Here is a 22,368-nt window from a genome sequence, read left to right as displayed (position 1 = left end):
ATCATTTGCGCGCCCCAGGCGGCGGCGAAGCCGAGGGCCTGCGGTGCCGGCAATTGCCTGCGACGCATAGGCGCCACCCCTTGATGCCTGGCGCCTTTACCCCGATCATGTCAGCGGAATGACGGCAGGAGGCGTGATGAGCGAGACGGAAGAAAGTCGATCCCCGGCCAGCGTGATCCAGTTCGGCGGCTCCAGACCGTCCAACCCCGCCCTGCGGCTCACCACCTTCCACCGCACCGAGCTGAGCCTCATTCTCCGGTTCTATGGGCGCAAGGTCGCCGAAGGAGAGTGGCGCGACTACGCCATCGACCATCACCGCGATCAGGCGACCTTCTCGATCTTCCGGCGCACGGCCGAGGTTCCCCTCTATCGCGTCACCAAGACGCCAGCACTGGCGCGCAAGCAGGGCGCCTATGCGGTGGTGAACGCCGGCGGGGCGGTCCTCAAGCGCGGCCACGACCTGGAGAAGGTGCTGCGGGTCTTCGAGAAGAAGCGCGACCTGCGCCTCGTCGGGTCCTGAGCCCGTCCGACGTCGCCGGCGTCGGGGGCCCTTTCCGACGAGGCAGGACCAGTCGGTCGAGGAGAACCGCTCCAGAACCAATGGCTCGAGCAATTCCTTCCCGTTCAGATCGCCGCGACATGAACGAGACAGGCATTCAGGCGCGCGCCGCCAGCGCGGTTTCCGCCAGGCGCACCCAGTAGGAGCAGCCGTAGGGGATCGCCTCGTCGTTGAAGTCGTAGTCGGGATTGTGGAGCTTGGCGCTGTCGCCGTTGCCCATGAAAATGAACGCGCCCGGCCGGGATTCCAGCATGAACGAGAAGTCCTCCGCGCCCATCATCGGCACCGCGTTGGTGTCGACCCGGTCGGCGCCGGCGATATCGGCGGCGACCCGGCTCACGAATTCCGTTTCGGCTGCGTCGTTCACCACGACCGGATAGTTGCGCTCGTAGCTGAGCGTCGCCCTGGCCCCGAAGGACGCCGCCGTCGCCTCGACGAGTTCCCGCAGCCGCCCCTCGACGAAATCCCGCACGTCGGGGCTGAGGGTGCGCACCGTCCCGGCCAGCCGCGCCGTCGCCGGGATCACGTTGTCGGTATCGCCGGCATGAAACTGGGTGATCGACACCACGACGGCTTCGAGCGGATCGACGGAGCGCGAGGCGATCGACTGGACGGCGGTCACGATGTGCGCGCCGACAAGCACCGGATCCACGGTGGTGTGGGGCCAGGCCGCATGGCCGCCCCTCCCCTCGATGGCGATCTCGATCAGGTCCGCCGACGCCATGAACGACCCCGGCCGGATCGCGAACTCGCCGACCGGCAGGCCCGGATAATTGTGCATGCCGTAGACCTGCTGGATGCCGAAGCGGTCCATCAGACCGTCGTCGATCATCGCCTTGCCGCCGGCGCCGCCCTCTTCGGCCGGCTGGAAGATCACCACCGCCGTGCCGTCGAATTTGCGGGTCTCGGCCAGATAGTGGGCCGCACCTAGAAGCATCGCCGTGTGGCCGTCGTGGCCGCAGGCATGCATCTTGCCGGGCTCCGTCGAGGCGTAGGGGCGGTTGGTGGTTTCGTGAATGGGAAGCGCGTCCATGTCGGCCCGCAGGCCGATCACCCGCCCGGCGGTGTCGGTCCGCCCCCGGATCACGCCCACCACGCCCGTCTGGCCGATCCCGGTCGCCACCTCGTCGACCCCGAAGTGGGTCAGGAGCTCCGCCACCCGAGCGGCGGTGCGGTGCACGTCGTAGAGGGTCTCGGGGTGCTGATGGAAGTCGCGGCGCCATGCCGTGATGTCGGGCAGGAGATCGGCAAAGCGATTGACGATCGGCATGGAAGGCCTCCGCTGGAGCAGGTCGTTCGGGCGCATCGGTGCCCTTGCCAGGCCCGCCCCCGTTGCAGCGCACACTACCATGCGTCCTCTGGTGACGGTCAATCGGAGAGGGGCAATCCGGCCGAAGCTCTTCCCGTGATCAGCCGAGGCTGTCCAGCACCTGCGCAGCGGCCAGATTGGCGTCGGGGTCTGGCAGCTTCGCGGCGAACACCGTGGCCAGCGCCTGGGCGTCGGACCGTTCGAGCCTGAGCCCGGCCGCCGCGCAGTAGGCCAGCACGTTGGCCACGACAGCCTCTCCCGCCTCCATGGTCCGGGGGGCATCGGGCAGGGCTTCTGCTGCGCCCGCGATGATCAGCTGTTCGCCGTGCTCGCAGGCGATCTCCGAAGCCAGCACCTCACGGCGAAGCGCGGCGACGGTGTCCTCGGGAAGGTGCGGCGACCCGGCCTTGAGCCGGCGGCGGGCCGTCCGCATCGGCTGGATCACCGTGCGCTGCCAGTCGCTTGCGGCGGCAGCGATCGTGCGGAACGCATCGGTCTCGTACGCAGCCCCCCGCTCGGTCGCGCACCAGAGGCAGAACAGCAGCAGATTGACGTCGATGCCGCGCCGGTCCTGCAGTTCCAGGCACGCCGGGGCGACCCCATCGCCGCCATAGACAGCGAGAGAAAAAGCCCAGAAGGGATGTTCCGGGAAGGGGATGTCCGGGGAGCTCATGACCGGTAGGTCCTGTTCGCTGCGTGCCGCCGCTTCATCCGCCGCGGAGCCATGGCGGGTCGGCCTCGGCCGTCAGGAAATGGATGACGCCAATCCCCAGCGCCTCAGGCATGGCGACCGTCACCCGTCCGGGCGCCGTGTCCACCGGTGCGATCCCGGACCGGTCGAGACAGGCCTGCAACGGTGCCAGATCGGCGACGCCGACGCCGTAGGCGATCATTGCCGGCGGCGCGGGGCAGTCTCCGGGCGCGGCCATCGACGCGTGGGCGACCGAGCACAGCGTGATCCGTCCCCGCTCCAGCCGGAAGGTGCGCCCGCAGGCCACCGGCGTCGACGGGCGCGCCAGGAAGCGCTCCCACCGTTCGGTGGCCCGCTCCAGGTCGGCCACCACCACGATCTGGTCGGTGAGGCTTTCCGCGCCGTTCGGATGGTCCAGCATCTGCGGCTGCCACATGGCCTTTTCGGTGCGATGGGTGAGGAACTGGATCCGCCCCTCCTCCATCTCGCCGGCCACCACCCGCGCGACGGAAAACGCCAGCTCCACCTCGGCGCCGCTGCCGTCCTCCACCTTGCGGCGCAGATCGACCATCGGCTGCACCGCGAAGCCCGCCTCGGCAAGCCGGGCCCGTTCGGCCGCCGCGTCGGCCGTGCCGAAGGCGATCAGGTGAACGCCAGGGTAGCGCGCCACCGCCCGGTCGAATTCCCGCGCCAGCGGCGTGTCGGCGGTCTTGGCGAGAACCTCCACGTAGCCCTGGCGGAACATCACGCAGCGGTTGCCGGTCCCGGTGAGGCGTGGAGGCCCCCCGTCGGGATCGGGGTTGGTCTGCACGGTCCAGGGCGTGGGGGCGAAGCCGAGCGACACCAGGGCTTCCGCCGCCGCGTCATGGTCCGCCACGAAATGCCCGATGTGATCGAGAAAGACCGCGCCCGGATCGTGGGGCAACTGCCCCTCTGCGCCGATATCCGGACGTGCCATCACGCCACCCATTCGCTGACGGGTGCGGCCGCGTCCTGCAGCGGCTGGCAGATGACGTCGACGAGCGTCGGCCCGTCGTGCGCGATCGCCGCCTTCAGCGTCGCGTCGAGGTCGGCCGGATCGGTCACGCGGAACGTCTTCAGGCCGAAGCCGGCGGCCACCGCCGCATGGTCGGTGCGGGAGAAATCGACCGAGAAATAGCGCTCGTTGAAGCCGGTCTTCTGGCCGGCCTTGATCCAGCCGAAGACCGAATTGGAGATGGTGACGAAGGTGATCGGGAGGTTGAGGCGTACCGCCGTCTCCAGCTCGCCGCAGCCCATGGCGAACGACCCGTCGCCGCTCACCGCGATCGTCTTGACGCCCGGACGCCCGACCGCGGCCCCCATCGATGCCGCGAGCGCGTAGCCGAGCGCGCCGTGGGCCCGGTTGGAGATGAAGGTGCGCCCGGTCTGCCGGATGTCGTAGTAGGCCGAGAAATACGGGCAGGGCGTGCCCGGATCGGCCACGATGATCGTGTCGGGATCGGTGTTGGCATAGAGGCTGGCGATCAGCCGCTCCGGCCGGATCGGGCTCTCGTCGCTGCGGGCAAGCTGCATAAACCGCTCGGCCTTGCGCGCCCGGGCATCGGCGAGCCGGGCCCGCACGGCACGGGCGCGTTCCGGGTCGGCGGCCCGCTCCGGCAGCGCCTTCAGCATCGCTTGCAGGGCCAGCTTCGCGTCGCCCACGAGCACCGCGTCGGTCGGGTAGTTGGCGCCGATGGCGGCCGCGTCGGCATCGATATGGACGATCTTCGTGCCGACCGGCGGGAAACGCCAGCGCTCGGTGGTGACCGAGCCGGCCCGGCAGGAGACGAACACGACCAGGTCGGCCGCCTCGACGCAGGCGCGGGTTTCCGGGGTACCGCCGTTGGACCCGACCACGCCGACCGCCAGCGGATGGTCGTCGGCGATCGAGCCCTGCCCTGAAATCGTCGTGGCCACCGGCGCGTCGAACGCCTCGGCGAGCGCCGCGAGGGCGGCCTCGGCGCCGGAGATGACCACGCCGCCGCCGCAGATGAGCACCGGCCGCTTGGCCTCGCCGATCAGGCGAACGGCGGTCTCGACCTCATCGGGATCGGGACCGGACCGCGTCGCCGGGAAATGGCCGTAGCGCGGATCGGCCCAGACGTCGGCTTCGTTCACCGGGTCCTTCTGCACGTCGAACGGCAGCCCCAGATGGGCGGAGCCGCAACGGCCCGACGTCGCCTCGCGGAACGCCCTGCGGACCACCCGCGGCAGCATTTCCGCGGTGTCGATCACCTCATTGTAAGTCGTGACGGGGTTGAAGAGCAGCCGCTGATCGAGTTCGGTCAGAGTGTAGCGCCCGCGGCCGGCGACGCCGATGTCGGTGGTGATGGCCAGGATGGGGATCGACGATTCGCCGGCCTCCACGAGCGCCGGCAGGATGTAGGTGGCCCCGCCGCCGCTGGGGCCTTCGCAGACGCCGATGCGGCCGGTGACGCGGGCATAGGCGTCGGCCATGTAGCCCGCGGAGCGCTCGTCACGGGTCAGCACGTGGCGGATCGAACCGCCGATCCGATGCAGCGCGTCGTAGAACGGAAGGCTGGTGTCCCCGCACAATCCGAAGACGGTGTCGACGTCGTGAGCCTCCAGAAGCCGCACCATGGCTTCCGCCCCGGTCAGCCGGTTTCCGTTCGTCGCACCATCTGTCATCGCGTCGCTCGCCTCGTGATTTGCCTGGCTGCAGGTTGAAACAGGGCGGGGCCCAGTGCGAACCCCTTTATGGCTGTTCGAAGAGCCCTGCCAAAAAATATTGCATGCCATATCTTGACGCATCCGGCACTTCGTAATCAATATGGCATGCGATATAAATTGGCTGGTGCCCATCCGGCACCGCCAGCTGGCAGGAACGAGACGGCACCCCGTGACGACAGACACGACCCAGGTCGCTGCCCCGGACACGATCGGCTACCGCATCAACCTGTTGGCGCGGCTGATGGCCCAGGCGCTGAAGACGCACACGGTGGCAGAAGGCGTTCTGCCCGGCCAGTATCCGCTGCTGGCGGCGCTGTGGGGCGAGGACGGGCTCACCCAGAAACAGCTCGTTGAGCGCGTCCGCATCGAGCAGTCCACCATCGCCCATACGCTCAAGCGGATGGAACGCGACGGACTTATCGACCGCCTGCCCTGCCCGACCGACGGTCGGCTCGTCCGCCACTGGCTGACACCGCACGGCCGCGCCGTCCAGTCCATCGTGCTGACCGGCATCGCATCGGTCAACGAACAGGCCATTCACAACCTCTCCGAGGCTGCCGTCGCTCAGGTCGTCGACACGCTCGACGTGATGATCGCCAACCTCGACCCTGCCGCCGGACACGCCGGCAAAGCCCCAATCGAACAGATCTGAGGAGAAACCCACCCCATGAAAGCTGTCGCAGTTCACGAGCACGGCGGAACAGAAAATCTCGTCTACCATACCGACTACGAGGATCCGACGCCGGGACCGGGCGACGTTGTCCTTCGCGTCAAGGCCTGCTCGCTCAACTACCACGACATCTTCACCCGCAACGGCATGCCCGGCATCAAGCTGTCCCTGCCTGTGATCCCGGGTCTCGACGTCGCCGGCGAGATCGCCGAGGTCGGCCCCGACGTCACCGACTGGAAGGTCGGCGACCGCGTGCTGGTCGATCCGCTGAACCGTGTCGAAGGCGGCCTTCAGGGCGAAACCTACAACGGCGGCCTGGCGGAGTACTGCAAGACGCGCGCGCACCAGCTCGTCCGCATCCCGGAAGGCGTCACCTACGCCCAGGCGGCCTCCCTGCCCGTCGCCTACGGCACCGCCCATCGCATGATGTTCACCAACGGCAACATCAAGGCCGGTGAAAAGGCCCTCATCCTCGGCGCATCGGGCGGCGTCGGCACCGGCGCCCTGCTGCTCGCCAAGATGATCGGCATGGAAGTGCTGGCGGCCGGCTCGTCGGAGAGCAAGCTCGCCCGCCTCACCGAAATGGGCGCCGACCACGTGGTCGACTACAGCAAGGAAGAGTTCCACAAGAAGGTCTACGAGCTGTTCGGCAAGCCGCACCGCCGCTCCTTCGACGGTGGCGTGGATGTGGTCGTGAACTTCACCGGCGGCGAGACCTGGGTTCCGTCGCTGCGCTCGCTGAAGCGCGGCGGTCGCCTGCTCACCTGCGGCGCCACCGCCGGCTTCGATCCGAAGACCGACCTGCGCTTTGTCTGGACCTTCGAGCTCAAGGTCTGCGGCTCCAACTCCTGGGCCCGCGAAGACCTCGAAGCGCTGATGGGCTACATCCAGGAAGGCAAGATGAAGCCGGTGATCGATCGCGAGCTTCCGCTTGATAAGGCTCAGGAAGCCCTCGGCCTCATCGAAGACCGCAAGGTCATCGGCAAGGTGATCGTCACCCCATGATCGAACGCGCGGCTCACCCCAATCTCGGACGGCTTTTTTCCCATGTTCCGGCCGACCGCCTGGCTGCGATTGACGTCGCACCGGGTTCGGGGGGCCGCGCCATCACATACGGTGAACTTGACGCCGCCTGTGATGCCGTGGCGCGCGGACTTGCGCACCACGGCGTCGTCGCTGGCGACCGGGTCGGCATTCTCTGCCTCAACCGGACCGCGTTCTTCGAGATCCTGTTCGGCGCCCTGCGCATCGGCGCGGTGCCGGTGCCGGTCAACATCAAGCTGCCGCGCGAGCGGCTGCGCTCGGTGCTGGACGACGCCGGCGTGCGGGTCGTCTTCACCGAGGCCGCGTTTCGCGACGCCGCGGACGCCGCCTCGCGCCTGCTCATCGACATCGACACCGACCTCGCCACCTTCAAGGACGAGGGCAGCTTCGAGGCGATCGTCCCGGAGCCGCAGCAGGTGTCGATGCAGCTCTACACGTCCGGCACCACCGGCGCGCCGAAGGGCGTGCTGCTGACCCATTCCGGCCAGATCTGGGCCGCCGAAACGCTGGCGACGCACCGCCGCCTCGTGAACAGCGACCGTGCCCTGCTCTCCGCCCCGTTCTTCCACAAGAATGCGATCGTCGCGATCAAGACCGGGCTGCTCGTCGGGTCGACGCTGCTGGTGCTGCCGAAGTTCGACATAGAGGCTACCGTGGCGGCGATCCGCGACCACGGCGCGACCATGCTGACCGGCGTGCCGACGATGATGGCGATGCTGCTGCAGCGTCGCCAGTTCCTCGACGGCGTCGACACCAGCGGCGTCCGGGTCATCTCGATGGGATCGGCGCCGGCTTCCGACACCCTGCTGTCCGAGATCGCCGCGACCTTCCCCTCCGCCGAAGTCCACATGAACTACGGCACCACCGAAGGCGGGCCGATCATGACCGGCTGGTACAGTCCGGACGGGTCCCCGCAGCCTCCGACCAGCGTCGGCTGGCCGATCGCCGGCTGCGACTACCGCTTCGTCGGCGGCCAGACCGAGCGCGACGGCGAGCTCTGGGTCCGCAACCCCGGCGTCGCCCTCGGCTACTACGGCATGCCCGACAAGACGGCCGAGCGCTTCATCGACGGCTGGTACCGCACCGGCGACGTGCTGCGCCACGGCGACGACGGCTGGTTCTATTTCATCGGCCGCACCGACGACATGTTCGTGGTCGGCGGCGAGAACGTCTACCCGCAGGAGGTCGAGACGCTGCTGGAGAGCCATCCCTCAGTGGCCCAGGCGACCGTGCTGCCGTTCGCCCACGAGATGAAGGGCATGGTTCCCTACGCCTTCGTCGTGCCCGCCGCCGGCGCCAGCCCGTCGGAAGACGAGCTCAAGGCCTTCACCATCGAGAACGGCCCGGCCTACGCCCACCCGAGGCGGGTGTTCATCATCCCGGAGATCCCGCTCACCGGAACCAACAAGGTCGACAAGGAGCAGCTCAAGGCGCTCGCCGCCGGCTGATCCCCGACCCGCGCACCGAAACCCACAAGGAGATCCAGGTGGCAGACGACCGACTGACTAAAGAAGCGCTCCAGACCCTGATCACGCGTGCCCCGTTCCATCAGTGGCTCGGACTCGAGGTCCAGGAAGTCGCCGAGGATCACATCGTCGTGGTGTCGCGCTGGCGCGAGGAGTTCGTCGTCAATCCCGAGGGCCGCTACACGCACGGCGGCATCCTGGCGACGCTCATCGACGTGGTCGCCGACTACGCGCTGGCCGCTGACCTCGGCAAGCCGGTGCCGACGATCGATCTGCGCGTCGACTATCACCGCGCCGCCATGCCGGGCGACCTGACGGTGACGGGGCGCATCGTCCGCGCGGGTGGACAATTTGCAACCGTCGAGGCGACTGTGGCGGACGAGAACGGTAAGCTGCTCGCTTCGGGCCGGGGAACATACTTCTCCGCGGCCGCCAAGAAGTGAAACAGGAAGGTGCCTTGTCGACGCCTGGGAAGACGCGTGTGCCTTGTGCCACGCGAGGCGCCGACTAGGCTCTGCCACGGGTTGCCGCCGGAGGGGACACGACCAGCGGCACATTCGTGAAAGGGGCGGCGGCGATGAGGCCGCCGACTGCCGGGAGCATCCAGGCCGAGCGGGCCATCGATGCTGTCGGGTGCTCCGCGTCACCGCGCAAGCAGTTGGACCGCTCGTCCAACACAGCAACAAGGGGAAACTTCACTATGTCCATGATCAAGAACAGCATTGCAGCCGCGGCGATCGCGACGGCAATGGTCTCTGCGGGGCCGAGCTACGCTCAGGATCCGGTGGAACTGAGCATCGCGTCGTTCGGCCAGGCGTCCAGCTGGTACGCCTACTCGGTCGGGCTCGGCGAGATGCTGCGCAAGGTGCTGCCGTCCGGTTCGGTCATCGACACCCCCCCGGAGGGCGGTGGAACGGCCAACGCCCTGCTGGTCAGCCAGGGCAAGTTCGACCTCGGCTTCGGCATGGCCTCGGTTGCCAAATGGGCCGAAGCGGGCGACGTCGTCTACAAGGAGCCGATCACCAACCTCCGCTCCCTCGTCGGCGGTCTCGACCAGTACTACCTGCCGGCCGTCGTCACCGGCGCCGACCAGCCGGCCAGCCTCGACGAATATCTGAAGGCGAACCCGAAGCTCCGCGTCGTGCTGCTCCAGAAGGGCAGCTCAGGTGGCGAAGGCGGCATCCAGATGCTGACCGCGGCCGGCTACCCGCCGGAGAAGATCGAGGCGGATGGCGGATCGATCGACCGCGTGCGCTCGTTCGGCATCGTCAAGGATGCGCTGGTGAGCGGCCAGGCCGATTTCTGGGTGCACACCGTGACCCGCGGCCACCCGGCGATGACGGAAATCACCACGACGACGGCCATGTCGTTCCTGCAGCCCTCCGAGAAGGTGCTGTCGGAGTTGCAGTCGAAGTACGGCTGGAGCCCGGTGACGATGCCGAAGGGAACCTTCGAAGGCCAGGACGCCGATGTGAAGGTCCCCGGCACGACCACCATCCTGTTCGTGCGGGAGGACTTCTCCGAGGAGCTCGCCTACACGATCACCAAGACGATCTGCGAGCAGACCGAGACGCTCCAGACCATCCACAAGGCGCTCTCCGGCTTCACCTGCGCGGAAGCCTGGAAGCCCGAAAACAACGTGATCGCGCTGCATCCGGGCGCGATCCGCTACTACAAGGAAGCCGGCTACATGTAGCCGCGCCGCGGCTCCCGGCGGTGCCGGGAGCCGCTACTCCGCCGGGGAAACGCGAGATCGATGTCCGCATCGTCCGGCATCGGCAGCGAGTGGCGAGCAAAGAGATCGAGCCGGACGCTGAACTCGATCCAACATCATCATGCTTCGGACCGGGCATCCCTGCCCGCTTGAATTCTTCGACGCTGACCGGTGCGCCGTCTTGAGAGACGCCGTCGGGGCGGACTGATGATCGCGGAGGCGAACCCCTTTGACGACTGGCACCGAAACTGAGACGCCCGCCGAGGAGAGCTCGGCACGGTTCACGTTCGACCGCTGGCGCAATGTCCTCGAGCCCGCCGCGCTGGTCGCGGTGGCCTGGGCGCTCTTTCAGGCGGTCATCGCCTTCAACCCGTACATCGACACGCTGGTCAAACGCGGCACGCACGTGTCGTTCGCGCTCGCCCTGGCGCTCCTCCTGACATCCCGCGAGGGACCGGTCTGGTGGCGGCGTCTCAACCAGGCGCTCGCGGTCGTCGCGCTCACGCCGCCCATCGTCATGTGGGCGAACCTGGAGCGCACCCTCGATCGCTTCCCCGGCATCGATCCGCTCGCCTGGGCCGACTACTACAGCTGCTTCGTCTTTCTCGGCCTGCTGTTCGAGACGTCGCGCCGGCTTCTGGGCCTCGGCATGACCCTGCTCGCGGCCTTCTTCGTCTTCTACTACTTCACCGGCGACTACTGGCCCGGCCTGCTGGCGCACCGCTCCACCGACCTGTTCGGCTTCATCGAAGTGCAGGTTCTGTCGGCCGACGGCCTTCTCGGCATCCCCATCGGGGTGTCGGTGGACGTGGTCTACTATTTCATCCTGTTCGCCGCCGTGTTTGAAATCTTCGGCGGCGGCCGCCTGATCATCGACCTCGCGCTCGCCATCGCCGGCCGCACCCAGGGCGGCCCGGCGAAGACCGCCGTCATTGCCTCCGGCATGATGGGATCGGTCTCGGGCAGCGCCGTCGCCAACGTGATGAGCACGGGCATCTTCACCATCCCGCTGATGATGCGCGTCCGCTACACGCCGCGTTTCGCAGGTGCGGTCGAGGCCGTCGCCTCCACCGGCGGTCAGATCATGCCGCCGGTCATGGGCGCCGCGGCGTTCATCATGGCCGACTTCCTGCGCGTGCCCTATTCCGACATCGTGCTGGCCTCGATCCTGCCGGCGTTCTTCTACTTCTTCGCCGTCCTGCTGTGCGTCGACCTCGAGGCGCGGCGCAAGAAGCTGCCGCTGATCAAGGAAGGCGAGGTGCCGACCGTTCGCGAGACCGTGCGCAAGCGCGGGATCATGATCGTCCCGCTCGGCTGGCTCGCCTACCGCATCATCACCGGCCAGAACGTCACCTATGCCTCGATCGAGGCGATCGCCCTGACGATTCTGATCGGGACCCTCAATCCGGCAAGCCGCCGGAGGCCGCTCGAGATCGTGCAGGCGCTGGCCCGCTGTTCGGAACGCGCCCTCTCGGTCGCGCTCCCCTGCGCGCTCGCCGGCGTGATCATCTCGGTCATCGCGTTCACCGGCCTCGGCACCAAGTTCACCTCGCTGGTGGTGGAGCTGTCGGCCGGGTACCTGCCGCTGATCCTGCTGTTCGCCATGGTGGCGACCATCATCCTCGGCGCCGGGATGCCCACCAGCTCGGCCTATATCATGGGCGCCATCCTCATCGCGCCGGCGCTCATCCGGCTGGGACTGGAGCCGATCACCGCCCACTTCTTCGCCTTCTACTTCGCCATCCTCTCCATGCTCACCCCACCGGTGGCGCTTTCGTCCTATGCGGCGGCAACGATCTCGGGGGCGTCGGCGTCGGATACGGGCTGGACGGCGGTGAAGCTGGCGATCCCGGGCTTCCTCATCCCCTACAGCTTCGTGCTCCACCCGGGCCTCCTGCTGATCGACACGCCGATGGACACGGTGATCGGGATCGTGTCGCTGCTGTTCGGCTTCATCGCCTTCGCGCCGGCGATCATCGGCTGGCTGTTCCGCGACCTGAACCCCGTGGAGCGGATCGCGGCGTTCGCGCTCGGCGTGCTATCGATCGCACCTAATCCGCTCATGTCGATCGCGGCCCTGGTGCTGATCGCTCTGCTGATCAGCTGGTTCTGGTACAGTGCGCGCCGCACCGCAGCAGCCGTGTCGACCGAACCATCGCCCTGACACCGGCGGCGATCTCGTAATCGGGCGGCGGAGCACGGCACGGCTCCGCCGCCCATTTTCTTGTTCCAGGCCGGGGTTTTCCGTCCCATGCGCCTTTCCACGATCGAGCCGATCGCCCGCCCGCTCCCCCGGCCGGGCGAGATCCGCGCCGGTGTCACCGCGGACACCGTGGCCGCCGCCGCGATCGCCATGATCCTGTCGGCGACCGGAACGTTCGCCATTCTCCTCACCATCGGCCGGGAGGCCGGCCTCTCGTCGGCGCTGATCGGGTCGCTCACCGCGGTCGTCTACGGGCTGGGCGGCCTCACCACGATTGTCCTGTCGATCCTCTATCGGCAGCCCATCACCGTCCTCTGGACCATCGCCGGCGCAACCCTGCTGCCGGCTGCCCTCACCCATATGAGCTTCGCGGAGGCGATGGGGGCCTGCATCGTGGCATCGGGCGCCCTGGCGCTCCTCGGCCTGTCCGGCTCCATCCAGCGGCTTACCGCGCTGATCCCGCTGCCGGTCGCGCTGGGCATGCTGCTCGGAGTGTTCCTGCCGTTCGGCACCCGCATGGTGACCAGCGTGGCGGACGTGCCGGCCATCGCCGGTCCAACGGTAGCCGCGTTCCTGCTGGTGACCGGCGTTCCGGCCTTGAGGCGACGCTGCCCACCGATTCTCGCCGCCGTCGCGATCGGCCTGGTCGCCGTTGCGGTGTTCCAGCCGGTCGACGCGGCCACGCTGCCGGGGCTGCGGTTCGCCCATCCGGCCCTGATCATGCCGGCGTTTCACCTGGAAGCGATCCTGTCGCTTGCCCCGCCGATGATCCTGACCGTCATCGCCATTCACAACGCCCAGTCGTTCGCGGTCCTGCGGGCCCGCGGATTCCTGCCGCCGGTCAACGCGACGACCGTCTGGATCGGGGGGATCAGCGCCGTCAACGCGCTGTTCGGCGGCATTCCGGCTGCGGTGGCCACCGTCCACACCGCCCTGTTTTCGGCGGCCGGACCGAAGGCCGGCCGTTTCGTCGCGGCCATCATCTTCGGCTGCTACGCGATCCTGCTCGGCATCTTCGCGCCGACGGTCGCCGACCTGGCGCTCGTGCTTCCCGGGGCACTGACCGCGACACTGGCCGGGCTCGCCCTGCTGGGCGTGCTCGAGGAGTCCTTCAGCCGTGCCTTCGCCGTCGGCCACCGCTTCGCCGCGCTGGTCACGTTCCTGGTCTCCGCCTCGGGCATCGCCCCCTTCGGGCTATCCTCCGCGTTCTGGGCGCTGCTGGCCGGGCTGGTGATCGTCTGGACCATGGACCGGCCCGAGCCGGAATAGGGCACCGGCAAATGCCCGATTCTCGGGGCGCCGACCATCTTGGGATCGTGACCTACCCGATCGCGATTCCTTGGAACAAGGCTCTATCCCCGGCCCGAAAGAGTGGAGATTTTGCAACCCGCGCCTACGGCTCCCCGTCTACAGTTCATGAACTAGAGAACGCCATACACTGACGGAGGGTACGATGCGTCGCATGTTCACCGAGCACCCTGAATCGGTCGGGGAGAGCTACTTCGAGCACATGGGAGTGGCTTTCTCCTTCGGCTCCAAGATGCTCGGCGCCGGGTGCGCGTGCGTCCTGCACGGGCTGTTCCCGTTCATGTTCACCACCACTGGCAGCCGGACCGTCAGCGAACTGCACGACCGGATGGTGGCAAACCGCCGACGCACGCCGATGCCGTCGGCGGCACACACGACCGAGGCCCGCTGAGCAAAGCGGGCCGGGTCGGACCCGACCTGATCTGAAGGGCAGCCGGAGCATCCGGGCCGCGGTTTGCGGTCCGCTGTTGCAAACGGGTGGCCGATCCTGTTTGTTCGTTTGTGAACAAACCAGGGTCGGCACATGGCGCAAATCAAGAAGCAGGTGGTTGCCGAGGCGATCCTGCGGGCCGCCCGCGCGCTGTTCCGCGAGCGCGGCTACAGCCGTACGTCGATGGCCGAAATCGCCCGCGCCTCCAACATCTCGACATCCAACATCTACGTCTACTACTTCTCCAAGCTCGACATCCTGTTCGCCATCTACGAGCCATGGCTCGAGGAACGCCTGGATGAGCTGGAGCATGAGCTCTGCGAGATCGCCGGTCCCCGCGACCGGCTGCTGCGCATTCTCGAAACCTTCTGGCGTGATCTGCCCGCTGCCGAAAACGGTCTGGCCAACAACGCCATGCAGGCCCTGACCACCGCCCTGCCGGAAGAGCGCTGCAATCCGGCGCTTCTGAACAGCGCACTCGGAAGACTGCTGCGGATGATCCGTGCCAGCCTGCCGGAAGAGCGCATCCATCTCGCCGACGACCCGCATCTCGCCGAGATCATCTTCATGGCGTTCGACGGCTACGCCATGAACCATCAACTGCGCCGCGCCGACGACGGCGCGCAGGCCGGTGGGGCAACCCAGTTCATGGCCTCCCTGCTGTTGGGAGAGTCGGCCGAGCGAACGCAGTCCACCGGCTACGCCCGCGCCCTCGGGTCGGGCTGAACGAACGGCTGCAGGGACAGCCGGCAGCCGTCGCGCCGCCCCTTCGACCGTCCTCTCGCGCACAAAGCACGGCCTGCCGGCGGAGATGCGTTGCCGCGACGGCGCCAGGGTGACATCTTGCCGCCGATTTCCGCACCCGTCCCCGACACAGCCCCGAGACCCGTTCAATGCCCGGCCCGATCCGCATCGCCCCGTCCATCCTGTCGTCCGACTTCGCCCGCCTCGGCGAGGAAGTGGCCGCGATCGACGCGGCCGGGGCCGACTACATCCACCTGGACGTCATGGACGGGCACTTCGTGCCGAACATCACCTTCGGCCCGCCCATCGTCTCAGCGATCCGCAGCGCTTCCTCCAAGCCGTTCGACTGCCACCTGATGATCGCGCCTTGCGACGCATACCTGCCGGCGTTCGCGACAGCCGGCTCGGACATCATCACCGTACACGCCGAAGCCGGGCCGCACCTCGACCGCTCGCTGCAGGCGGTCCGGGCCCTCGGCAAGCGGGCCGGCGTCTCCCTCAATCCATCGACGCCGGAGAGCGTGATCGCCTACGTGCTCGATCGCCTCGACCTTATCCTGCTGATGACCGTCAACCCGGGCTTCGGTGGACAGGCCTTCATCCCGGCCGTCACCGACAAGATCCGCCGGGTCGCTGACATGGTGGGGGACCGCGAGATCGAGATCGAGGTGGACGGGGGCGTGACGCCGGAGACGGCCGGCCCCGTCGCCGAGGCCGGCGCAACCGTGCTGGTAGCCGGATCCGCCGTGTTCAAGGATGGCCCGCAGGGTTATGCGAAGGCGATCGCCGAGATCCGGGCCTCGGCGGAAGCGGGCGCTGCACGTCGCAACCGCTGAGACGCGCCTTCAACCCGTATCTCTGCCCTCAGGCATCACCGTCTGGACGGGGATCGATTACGTCTGCGAGCCGCCGGAGCCGGATGGCCCGGACGCCTTTTCGCCCGCCGGTCGTTCCACCGCGCCCAGTGCATCCGCCAGCCTGGCCGAGGCCGAGCCGGGCTTCAGCGGCTTCTGCTGGCTCTCGTGCGGGCGCCAGCCGGACAGCGCGATCAGATCGAACGTTGCGCGCAGCCGGCCGTCGGCATCCGCGAACCGCTCCCGGTAGATGGCGCCGGCCCGGGCGAGCACCGCCCTTGGCAGCGGCCGCCTGTCACGGCCGGTCAGCACGTTGGTCGCCCCCATCGCCCGCAGATCGGCGATGAGGTCGCCGATGGTGCCGTAGCGGACGGTGTATCGGTCGACGTCCGCCACGGGGATCGCGAAGCCGGCCCGCTGCAGCAGGCCGGCGGTGTCGCGCAGATCGAGCGTCGGGTGTCCGCGCGGGCTGGCGCCGCCGGTGATCTCGGCCTCCGCGGCGGCCAGCGCGCTCTTCAGTTCGAACAGCGTGTCGTTGCCGGCCGCCATCGCCATGAACAGCCCGTCCGGCCGCAGGACGCGGTGCACCTGGGCAAACAGGCCCGGCAGATCGTTGACCGTCTGCGCCTGCAGGAGCGAGACCACCAGATCGGCGGAGTCCGGGCCAAACGGCAGCGCCTCCTCGTCGACGACGACGTCCGGACCGCCACCGGCCGGATCGGCGACGAGGCTGTCGGCCCGCACCACCCGCTCAACCTGGGGAACCGCACGCAATGCCTCGGCGAGACGCCCGCCATGGCCGCCGAGATCGATTGCCGCGGCAAACGTCCGCTTGATCGCCGACAGCCGATCAACGGTGTCCTCCACCGCCACCTGCATCAGGAAGTCGGCACCGGGCCGGGGCCTTGCCAGCGCCCGGGCGCGCCGTCGGGCCAACAGGCTCCGGTCGAACAGGGCGTTCGCTCGGCTCATCGTGTCCTCGTCCCTTGCCGCCGCCTGCCGCGGGCGGCTCGCTGAATTGCCTTCGCCCCATCGGTCCGTGGAGCTACACTCTCATCATGTGGGAGCACGACGGAGATCTCGCCGCCCCCGAACCCGCGGGCTGGGCGACCGAGAAAGCCGCGACCCTCGCCGGGCTCCTGCGCCGCGGCGGGCGCGCGATGCTCGACCTCGTCGTGCCGCCGCTCTGTGCGGCGTGCCGGATGCCCGTCGCCGACCAGAGCGGCCTGTGCGCCCGCTGCTGGGGCGAACTCTCGCTGATCGAGCGTCCCTTCTGCGAACGCCTCGGTCTCCCCTTTGCCTACGACCTCGGTCCCGGAGCGCTCTCGGCCGAGGCGATCGCGCATCCGCCACCCTTCGACCGCGCCCGCGCCGTCGCCCGCTACGACAGGATCGCCCAGCGCCTCGTCCATGCCCTCAAGTACCGCGATCGCCAGGAGACCGCCATCGTCATGGGCCGGATGATGGCGCGCGCCGGAGCCGATCTGACCGGATCGGCAGACCTTCTCGTGCCCGTCCCACTCCACCGCACACGGCTGCTCATGCGCGGCTTCAACCAGTCCGCCGCGCTGGCCGGGGTCGTCTCCCGCGCCACCGGGCTGCCGCAGTCGTTCGACGCGCTCGTCCGGACACGCGCCACCCGGCATCAGGTCGGACTGAGCGCCAAGGAGCGCGAAGCCAACGTGCGCGGCGCCTTCCGCGTCCGGCCCGAGGCGAAGCTGGAGATCGCCGGCCGGGCCGTCATTCTGGTCGACGACGTGCTGACATCGGGCGCAACCGTGGAGGCCGCCGTCCGCGCCCTCAGGCGCGCTGGCGCAGGCTCCGTGGATGTGCTTGTTTTCGCGCGGGTTGTCGGCAATTCGGGCGGGCCCATATAGTGTGCATCAGCTTCCCGAGACAGTGAGACCATGGCCAGCGTTACGATCTACACCCGTCAGTTCTGCGGCTTCTGCGTCGCCGCCAAGCGTCTGCTCGACCAGAAGGGCGTGAGCTACGACGAGATCGACGCGTCGGGCGACCCGGGCCGGCGCCAGGAAATGATCGAGCGTTCCAACGGCGGCCGCACGTTCCCGCAGATCTTCGTCGGAGACACCCATGTGGGCGGTTGCGACGACCTCTACGATCTCGAGCGGTCGGGCAAACTCGACGGCCTCTTGAGCGGAGCGGCGTGATGGACGCCAGCAGCAAGGGATCCGACGTGCGGGTCGCGGCCATCCAGATGCGCGGGACGCGCGATGTGGCGCGCAACATCGAAGAGGCCGACCGGCTGGTGCGCGAAGCCGCGCGCCAGGGGGCGGTCTACGTGCAGACCCCCGAAATCAGCAACCTCGTCGAGCGCGATGGCGCGCGCATGCGCGCGGCGATGCGCGACGAGGCGAATGACGAGATGCTGGCGCATCTGCGGGCGCTCGCGTCGGAACTCAACATCCATCTCCACATCGGATCGCTGGCGCTGAAGGATGGCGATCCCGCGGTCAATCGGGGCTTCCTGATCGACCCCGACGGAACGATTCTGGCCCGCTACGACAAGATCCACATGTTCGACGTCGACCTGCCCGGCGGGGAATCCTGGCGCGAATCGCGCACCTATCGCCCCGGCGAGAGGGCGGTGGTGGTTGACCTGCCGTTCGCGGCCCTCGGCATGTCGATCTGCTATGACGTGCGCTTTCCTGCGCTTTATCGTGCCCTCGCGGTCGGCGGCGCCGGCATCCTTACCGTGCCCGCATGCTTCACCAAGCAGACCGGCGAGGCCCACTGGCACGTGCTGACGCGGGCCCGCGCCATCGAGACCGGCAGCTTCCTGATCGCCGCCACCCAAGGCGGCCATCACGAGGACGGGCGCGACAGCTACGGCCATGCGATCATCATCGACCCGTGGGGCAAGGTGGTTGCCGAGGGGGGCGAGGACCCGTGCGTCGTGGTCGCCGACCTCGATCTCGAACGGGTCGCGGCTGCGCGGCGGCGCGTCCCCGCGCTCGCCAATGCCCGCACGTTCGCAACACCGGAGCCGTTGCGGACCTTCGAGGTCCAGGCGTGATCCGCTACAGCCTGACCTGCGACGCCCGGCACGGCTTCGAAGCCTGGTTCCGCTCGGCGGAGGATTGCGACCGGCAGCTTGCGGACGGCATCCTCACATGCCCGGCCTGCGGCTCGGGCGCGATCGACCGGGCCTTGATGGCACCCGCGATCGCCAGGACCGCAAAGGCCCCGCGCCTTGCCGAGCCGCCGCCCGCCCCCGATCCGGAGCAGACCCAGGCGCTGCTTCCCCAGAACCCGAAGCTTGCCCAGATGGCGGCGGCCCTGAAGGAGTTGCGCGACCGGATCACCGCCAACGCCGACGACGTGGGCGAGCGCTTTCCCGAAGAGGCCCGTCGGATCCACTATGGCGAAAGCGAAGCCCGCGGGATCTACGGACAGGCCTCGGCCGAAGAGGCGGCGGCGCTCGTCGAAGAGGGGGTCGAGGTGATGCCGCTGCCGATGCTTCCGGACGATCGCAACTGAGGCCCGCTTCGGGATTGCCGAGCCGCAGACGCCGCTGCCCGGATCATGCTGCATCGCAGCATTTTTCACCCTTCCAGAAGCACGCTCCTGATCTCCTCGACAAGGGCCGGATCGCCGACCGCGAGGGCGGTGTTGTCGGACGCCGCCGGTCCGCCGTTCCACGCCGTCAGGCGCCCGCCGGCGGTGGCCAGGATGGGAACGAACGGGGCGACGTCGTAAAGCTGGATGCCGCTCTCGAGGACGATGTCGCCATGGCCGGCGGCGACCATTGCGTAGCCGTAGCAGTCGGTGCCGAACCGGACCGTCTTCACCCGTGACGCCAGGGCATCGAACGCCTTTCGCTGGCTGCCCTTGAACATCGAGGGATCGGTCGCAAACAGCGTCGCCTCCGCCAGCACCGGGCATTCCCGGGTCATCAGGCGGGCCTTGTCCTCGCCGCGCGCCCAATACGACGCCTCGCCGTCGGACCAGAAGCGCTCGCCGATGAACGGCTGCGCCATCATGCCGACCCGCGGGATGCCCCGCCACATGCGGGCGATCAGAGTGCCCCAGGACGGCAGCCCGGCGACGAAGGCCCGGGTGCCGTCGATGGGGTCCAGCACCCATACGGCGTCGGCCTCTGCACGCTCCATGCCGTATTCCTCGCCGATGATGCCGTCCTGCGGGAACACCTCCTCGATGAGGCTGCGCATCACCGTTTCGGCACCGCGATCGGCGACGGTGACCGGGTCGAACCCCTCCTCAGCCTTGGATTCGACCTCGTCGAGGTTGCGGAAGGAAGGAAGAATGGCCGAAGCGGCCGCATCTGCGAGCCGGTGCATGAGCGCCACGGCCTGCTGCGCATCCTGCATATCAGCCATGCGACAGCTCGCTCCGTCGGCGAAAACCCTCGTCGGGACATTGGAAAATCAAGATAAATTCCTTTTTAATCAATCAGTTGGGGAAACCGGGCCGACACCGTCCAAAGCCCGCCAAACGGATACCACGCGTCTCATCCACAGGGTCAAGGCACTTCCGTGTGGTCGCCCCACTTGACCTTTTTGCGGTGCACTGGCATTTTACCGCAATGCGATATGACGTTGTTGTATCGCAGCCCTCCTTGGGCGTTTCCTCCCTAGACTTGGGCCGCTTCAGCTGAAGCGGCCCTTTTTTCTTTTGGGCCCTCCGCTGCCCTGCCGTCGTCCGAATAGTTGACGAAGCGCACGCTCCGACCCGGACGATTTGACCCGGACGGCTGCAGTTCGGGATAGGAACCGCCGGACCGGACGGACACCGCATCATGGCGGGTGCGCAGTCGGGCATCCAGCGCTGCGCGTTGCGGATCACTCGGCCGCGTCGGCCAGCGAGGTCTCGGCCAGATCCATCCGCATCAAGCGCTCGGCGAAGGCCGCGAGATCCTGCGTCAGCGCACCGAACCCGACGGTGCGGCGGAACTGCTGCTCGTCCATGTAGAGACCGCGATTGACCTCGATCTGCAGCGCATGAACGCCGTTGGCCGGCCGGCCATAGTGCTCGGTGATGTACCCGCCGGCGTAGGGCCGGTTGCGCACCACCCGGTAGCCGAGATCGCGCAGGATCGCCACCGCCGCCTCTGTCAGCGCGCCTGAGCAACTCGTCCCGAATCGATCACCGACGATGATGTCCGGCCGCGGCCGGTGCTCCAGGCCCCGCGCGGTCGAGGGCATGGAATGGCAATCGATCAGCCCGACGAACGGGAAACGCTCCAGCGTTGCCGCCAGACGCGCCCGCAGCGCCGCGTGATAGGGCTTGTAGAGGTCCTCGATGCGCGCGAGGCCCTCCTCCACCGACAGCGGCTCGCGGTAGATCTCCTCGGCATCCGCCACGACGCGCGCGATGGTGCCGAGCCCGCCGGCGACGCGGATCGAACGCGCGTTCACATAGGCCGGCAGGCGCCCGGTGAACATGGTCGGATCGAGCTCGTAGGGTTCGCGGTTCACGTCGAGGAAGGCACGCGGGAACTGGGCGCGCATCAACGGGGCGCCGAGCCCCACAACGCCCGAAAACAGCTCGTCGACGAAGGTATCCTCCGACCGTCGGATGCTGACCCGGTCGAGACGGGAGCTTTTCAGGAAGGAGTTCGGATAGGTGCTGCCGCTGTGTGGGGAGTTGAACACGAACGGCCGGCGTTGAACGGAAGGCTCGAGAATTTCGAAGGCCGAAAACGTCTCGAAGCCGTCGACTGTCCGCATACGGTGCACCCTTGTCGGGAAGTCCGAAAAAGCTCTCCACCCCTGCCCAATGAGACGCCGTATCGCAGCGCGTGTCCATGGCTGTCACGCCACCGGCCTCAACTTTCCGGAAACCTTGTTCTTTGACGCCGCTTTTACGGGCGCGGGGCCAAGAAGGATGCGTACACGGCGCACCAAGACGCTGTGGCGCTCAAACAGGACACGGGGGCAGCCTTGCGCATCCTACTCGCCGAAGACGATCACGACATGCGAGCGTTCCTCGCGAAGGCGCTGGAACGGGCGGGCTACCACGTGTCGGCGTTCGACAACGGCCTGTCCGCCTACGAACGGCTGCGCGAGGAGCCTTTTTCCCTGCTGCTGACCGATATCGTCATGCCCGAAATGGACGGTATCGAGCTGGCCCGGCGGGCCACGCGGCTCGACCCCGACCTCAAGGTGATGTTCATCACCGGCTTCGCGGCGGTCGCCCTCAACCAGGAAGTGAACGCGCCGCGCGCCGCGAAGGTGCTGTCGAAGCCATTCCACCTGCGCGAACTGGTCCGCGAGGTCGGGCGGATGCTGGAAGCGGCCTGACCGAAGGCTGCCGCGCCGCCGCGCCAAGCCCAGTCGGGGTGGACACCTTGGCAAACGACGGGAAAAAACCCGCCAGCATTCTTGCGAGCGCCAGCGAACCCCGCTATACGCACTGAACTCGACGGCTCCCACGCCCCCGCGGCAATGCGGAGCCTCGCTTCGAAGACACCCGCCACGCGGATCCGTTTCTCCCAGCTGGGAGTGGACGGCCGGCAAAAGGCGGGACCCCGTCGAAGCGCGGTCGGGCGGTTAGCTCAGCGGGAGAGCGCTACCTTGACACGGTAGAGGTCACAGGTTCAATCCCTGTACCGCCCACCATTCTGCCCAAGTCCTTGGCAATGCTGCGAAAACATATCCTGCTCGGAGGTTCCCGCCCCCGA

At 68.0% G+C, this 22,368-nt stretch carries 23 protein-coding genes and 1 tRNA gene; 17 read left to right on the top strand and 7 right to left on the bottom strand.

Features of this window, described 5'->3' with window-relative positions:
• The first annotated feature begins 136 nt into the window (after positions 1 to 136).
• Positions 137 to 520 (top strand): DUF2794 domain-containing protein, encoded by a 384-nt coding sequence (locus ACSSVZ_RS11995; RefSeq protein ID WP_453961308.1) that lies wholly within the window; start codon positions 137 to 139, stop codon positions 518 to 520.
• A gap of 136 nt (positions 521 to 656) precedes the next feature.
• Here ACSSVZ_RS11995 and ACSSVZ_RS11990 read toward each other — a convergent pair whose 3' ends face one another.
• From ACSSVZ_RS11990 to ACSSVZ_RS11975, 4 genes are all read right to left on the bottom strand, one after another.
• Positions 657 to 1,829 (bottom strand): M20 aminoacylase family protein, encoded by a 1,173-nt coding sequence (locus ACSSVZ_RS11990; RefSeq protein ID WP_453970268.1) that lies wholly within the window; start codon positions 1,827 to 1,829, stop codon positions 657 to 659.
• A 139-nt stretch (positions 1,830 to 1,968) separates the two neighbouring features.
• Entirely contained in the window at positions 1,969 to 2,541 is a 573-nt protein-coding gene (locus ACSSVZ_RS11985; RefSeq protein WP_453970266.1) for a TIGR02444 family protein, read from the bottom strand.
• Positions 2,542 to 2,575: 34 nt separating this feature from the next.
• On the bottom strand, positions 2,576 to 3,517 hold the full coding sequence (locus ACSSVZ_RS11980; RefSeq protein ID WP_453970265.1) for a VOC family protein: 942 nt from the start codon (positions 3,515 to 3,517) through the stop codon (positions 2,576 to 2,578).
• A complete protein-coding gene (locus tag ACSSVZ_RS11975; protein ID WP_453970263.1) occupies positions 3,517 to 5,229 on the bottom strand; it encodes a thiamine pyrophosphate-binding protein in 1,713 nt (570 codons plus the stop codon). Before ACSSVZ_RS11975 ends, ACSSVZ_RS11980 begins: the two co-directional genes overlap by 1 nt.
• A gap of 211 nt (positions 5,230 to 5,440) precedes the next feature.
• Here ACSSVZ_RS11975 and ACSSVZ_RS11970 point away from each other — a divergent pair, with 211 nt between their 5' ends.
• The 10 genes from ACSSVZ_RS11970 to rpe all read left to right on the top strand — a co-directional run bounded on the left by ACSSVZ_RS11970 (position 5,441) and on the right by rpe (position 15,686).
• Complete coding sequence (locus tag ACSSVZ_RS11970; protein ID WP_453970261.1) at positions 5,441 to 5,923, top strand: MarR family winged helix-turn-helix transcriptional regulator; 483 nt, start codon at positions 5,441 to 5,443, stop codon at positions 5,921 to 5,923.
• Positions 5,924 to 5,938: 15 nt separating this feature from the next.
• Positions 5,939 to 6,946 carry a zinc-binding dehydrogenase gene (locus tag ACSSVZ_RS11965; protein ID WP_453970259.1) on the top strand — a complete coding sequence of 336 codons (1,008 nt, stop codon included), beginning with the start codon at positions 5,939 to 5,941 and terminating at the stop codon, positions 6,944 to 6,946.
• Positions 6,943 to 8,433 (top strand): class I adenylate-forming enzyme family protein, encoded by a 1,491-nt coding sequence (locus tag ACSSVZ_RS11960; protein WP_453970257.1) that lies wholly within the window; start codon positions 6,943 to 6,945, stop codon positions 8,431 to 8,433. Before ACSSVZ_RS11965 ends, ACSSVZ_RS11960 begins: the two co-directional genes overlap by 4 nt.
• A 38-nt stretch (positions 8,434 to 8,471) precedes the next feature.
• Positions 8,472 to 8,894 (top strand): PaaI family thioesterase, encoded by a 423-nt coding sequence (locus tag ACSSVZ_RS11955; protein ID WP_453970256.1) that lies wholly within the window; start codon positions 8,472 to 8,474, stop codon positions 8,892 to 8,894.
• Between the two features lie 257 nt (positions 8,895 to 9,151).
• On the top strand, positions 9,152 to 10,147 hold the full coding sequence (locus ACSSVZ_RS11950; RefSeq protein WP_453970254.1) for a TAXI family TRAP transporter solute-binding subunit: 996 nt from the start codon (positions 9,152 to 9,154) through the stop codon (positions 10,145 to 10,147).
• Positions 10,148 to 10,394: 247 nt separating this feature from the next.
• Entirely contained in the window at positions 10,395 to 12,329 is a 1,935-nt protein-coding gene (locus ACSSVZ_RS11945; protein ID WP_453970252.1) for a TRAP transporter permease, read from the top strand.
• 87 nt (positions 12,330 to 12,416) lie between these two features.
• Positions 12,417 to 13,637: a benzoate/H(+) symporter BenE family transporter gene (locus ACSSVZ_RS11940; RefSeq protein WP_453970250.1), complete on the top strand. Its 1,221-nt coding sequence runs from the start codon at positions 12,417 to 12,419 to the stop codon at positions 13,635 to 13,637.
• 184 nt (positions 13,638 to 13,821) lie between these two features.
• Positions 13,822 to 14,067, top strand: coding sequence for a DUF6356 family protein (locus tag ACSSVZ_RS11935; RefSeq protein ID WP_453970248.1), 246 nt, complete (start codon positions 13,822 to 13,824; stop codon positions 14,065 to 14,067).
• Positions 14,068 to 14,199: 132 nt separating this feature from the next.
• The gene (locus ACSSVZ_RS11930) at positions 14,200 to 14,832 is read left to right on the top strand and encodes a TetR/AcrR family transcriptional regulator (protein ID WP_453970247.1); all 633 of its coding nucleotides are present in this window, start codon (positions 14,200 to 14,202) and stop codon (positions 14,830 to 14,832) included.
• 167 nt (positions 14,833 to 14,999) lie between these two features.
• On the top strand, positions 15,000 to 15,686 hold the full coding sequence (rpe, locus tag ACSSVZ_RS11925; protein WP_453970246.1) for a ribulose-phosphate 3-epimerase: 687 nt from the start codon (positions 15,000 to 15,002) through the stop codon (positions 15,684 to 15,686).
• Between the two features lie 57 nt (positions 15,687 to 15,743).
• On the opposite strand, the gene ACSSVZ_RS11920 is transcribed toward rpe, so the two are convergent.
• Complete coding sequence (locus ACSSVZ_RS11920; RefSeq protein ID WP_453970244.1) at positions 15,744 to 16,676, bottom strand: class I SAM-dependent methyltransferase; 933 nt, start codon at positions 16,674 to 16,676, stop codon at positions 15,744 to 15,746.
• Between the two features lie 86 nt (positions 16,677 to 16,762).
• On the opposite strand from ACSSVZ_RS11920, the gene ACSSVZ_RS11915 reads away from it, so the two are divergent.
• From ACSSVZ_RS11915 to ACSSVZ_RS11900, 4 genes are read left to right on the top strand one after another with little or no spacing between them, the layout of a single operon-like run.
• Positions 16,763 to 17,581, top strand: coding sequence for a ComF family protein (locus tag ACSSVZ_RS11915; protein ID WP_453970243.1), 819 nt, complete (start codon positions 16,763 to 16,765; stop codon positions 17,579 to 17,581).
• Between the two features lie 30 nt (positions 17,582 to 17,611).
• Complete coding sequence (gene grxC, locus ACSSVZ_RS11910) at positions 17,612 to 17,875, top strand: glutaredoxin 3 (RefSeq protein WP_453970241.1); 264 nt, start codon at positions 17,612 to 17,614, stop codon at positions 17,873 to 17,875.
• Complete coding sequence (locus tag ACSSVZ_RS11905) at positions 17,875 to 18,741, top strand: carbon-nitrogen hydrolase family protein (protein WP_453970240.1); 867 nt, start codon at positions 17,875 to 17,877, stop codon at positions 18,739 to 18,741. The genes grxC and ACSSVZ_RS11905 overlap by 1 nt, the downstream gene beginning before the upstream one ends.
• Positions 18,738 to 19,205: a DUF1178 family protein gene (locus tag ACSSVZ_RS11900; RefSeq protein WP_453970238.1), complete on the top strand. Its 468-nt coding sequence runs from the start codon at positions 18,738 to 18,740 to the stop codon at positions 19,203 to 19,205. Before ACSSVZ_RS11905 ends, ACSSVZ_RS11900 begins: the two co-directional genes overlap by 4 nt.
• Before the next feature lie 65 nt (positions 19,206 to 19,270).
• Here ACSSVZ_RS11900 and hisN read toward each other — a convergent pair whose 3' ends face one another.
• Positions 19,271 to 20,056, bottom strand: coding sequence for a histidinol-phosphatase (hisN, locus tag ACSSVZ_RS11895; protein WP_453970431.1), 786 nt, complete (start codon positions 20,054 to 20,056; stop codon positions 19,271 to 19,273).
• A gap of 471 nt (positions 20,057 to 20,527) precedes the next feature.
• Positions 20,528 to 21,415 carry an N-formylglutamate amidohydrolase gene (locus tag ACSSVZ_RS11890; RefSeq protein WP_453970237.1) on the bottom strand — a complete coding sequence of 296 codons (888 nt, stop codon included), beginning with the start codon at positions 21,413 to 21,415 and terminating at the stop codon, positions 20,528 to 20,530.
• A gap of 213 nt (positions 21,416 to 21,628) precedes the next feature.
• On the opposite strand from ACSSVZ_RS11890, the gene cpdR reads away from it, so the two are divergent.
• Positions 21,629 to 21,988: a cell cycle two-component system response regulator CpdR gene (gene cpdR, locus ACSSVZ_RS11885; protein ID WP_453961285.1), complete on the top strand. Its 360-nt coding sequence runs from the start codon at positions 21,629 to 21,631 to the stop codon at positions 21,986 to 21,988.
• 243 nt (positions 21,989 to 22,231) lie between these two features.
• Positions 22,232 to 22,306 (top strand) — tRNA-Val (locus ACSSVZ_RS11880).
• Positions 22,307 to 22,368 lie beyond the last annotated feature (62 nt).

This window comes from Amorphus sp. MBR-141, assembly GCF_053628695.1.
This window is presented reverse-complemented; position numbering and strand designations above follow the sequence as displayed.

Bases quoted from the DNA above. Each gene is read 5' to 3' on its own strand.
- ACSSVZ_RS11985 (WP_453970266.1), bottom strand. From the start codon at position 2,541: ATGAGCTCCCCGGACATCCCCTTCCCGGAACATCCCTTCTGGGCTTTT.
- grxC (WP_453970241.1), top strand. From the start codon at position 17,612: ATGGCCAGCGTTACGATCTACACCCGTCAGTTCTGCGGCTTCTGCGTC.
- ACSSVZ_RS11890 (WP_453970237.1), bottom strand. From the start codon at position 21,415: ATGCGGACAGTCGACGGCTTCGAGACGTTTTCGGCCTTCGAAATTCTC.
- ACSSVZ_RS11940 (WP_453970250.1), top strand. From the start codon at position 12,417: ATGCGCCTTTCCACGATCGAGCCGATCGCCCGCCCGCTCCCCCGGCCG.
- ACSSVZ_RS11905 (WP_453970240.1), top strand. From the start codon at position 17,875: ATGGACGCCAGCAGCAAGGGATCCGACGTGCGGGTCGCGGCCATCCAG.
- ACSSVZ_RS11920 (WP_453970244.1), bottom strand. From the start codon at position 16,676: ATGAGCCGAGCGAACGCCCTGTTCGACCGGAGCCTGTTGGCCCGACGG.
- ACSSVZ_RS11990 (WP_453970268.1), bottom strand. From the start codon at position 1,829: ATGCCGATCGTCAATCGCTTTGCCGATCTCCTGCCCGACATCACGGCA.
- ACSSVZ_RS11935 (WP_453970248.1), top strand. From the start codon at position 13,822: ATGCGTCGCATGTTCACCGAGCACCCTGAATCGGTCGGGGAGAGCTAC.
- ACSSVZ_RS11975 (WP_453970263.1), bottom strand. From the start codon at position 5,229: ATGACAGATGGTGCGACGAACGGAAACCGGCTGACCGGGGCGGAAGCC.
- ACSSVZ_RS11965 (WP_453970259.1), top strand. From the start codon at position 5,939: ATGAAAGCTGTCGCAGTTCACGAGCACGGCGGAACAGAAAATCTCGTC.
- ACSSVZ_RS11960 (WP_453970257.1), top strand. From the start codon at position 6,943: ATGATCGAACGCGCGGCTCACCCCAATCTCGGACGGCTTTTTTCCCAT.
- ACSSVZ_RS11950 (WP_453970254.1), top strand. From the start codon at position 9,152: ATGTCCATGATCAAGAACAGCATTGCAGCCGCGGCGATCGCGACGGCA.
- ACSSVZ_RS11980 (WP_453970265.1), bottom strand. From the start codon at position 3,517: ATGGCACGTCCGGATATCGGCGCAGAGGGGCAGTTGCCCCACGATCCG.
- rpe (WP_453970246.1), top strand. From the start codon at position 15,000: ATGCCCGGCCCGATCCGCATCGCCCCGTCCATCCTGTCGTCCGACTTC.
- ACSSVZ_RS11915 (WP_453970243.1), top strand. From the start codon at position 16,763: ATGTGGGAGCACGACGGAGATCTCGCCGCCCCCGAACCCGCGGGCTGG.
- hisN (WP_453970431.1), bottom strand. From the start codon at position 20,056: ATGCAGGATGCGCAGCAGGCCGTGGCGCTCATGCACCGGCTCGCAGAT.
- ACSSVZ_RS11995 (WP_453961308.1), top strand. From the start codon at position 137: ATGAGCGAGACGGAAGAAAGTCGATCCCCGGCCAGCGTGATCCAGTTC.
- ACSSVZ_RS11930 (WP_453970247.1), top strand. From the start codon at position 14,200: ATGGCGCAAATCAAGAAGCAGGTGGTTGCCGAGGCGATCCTGCGGGCC.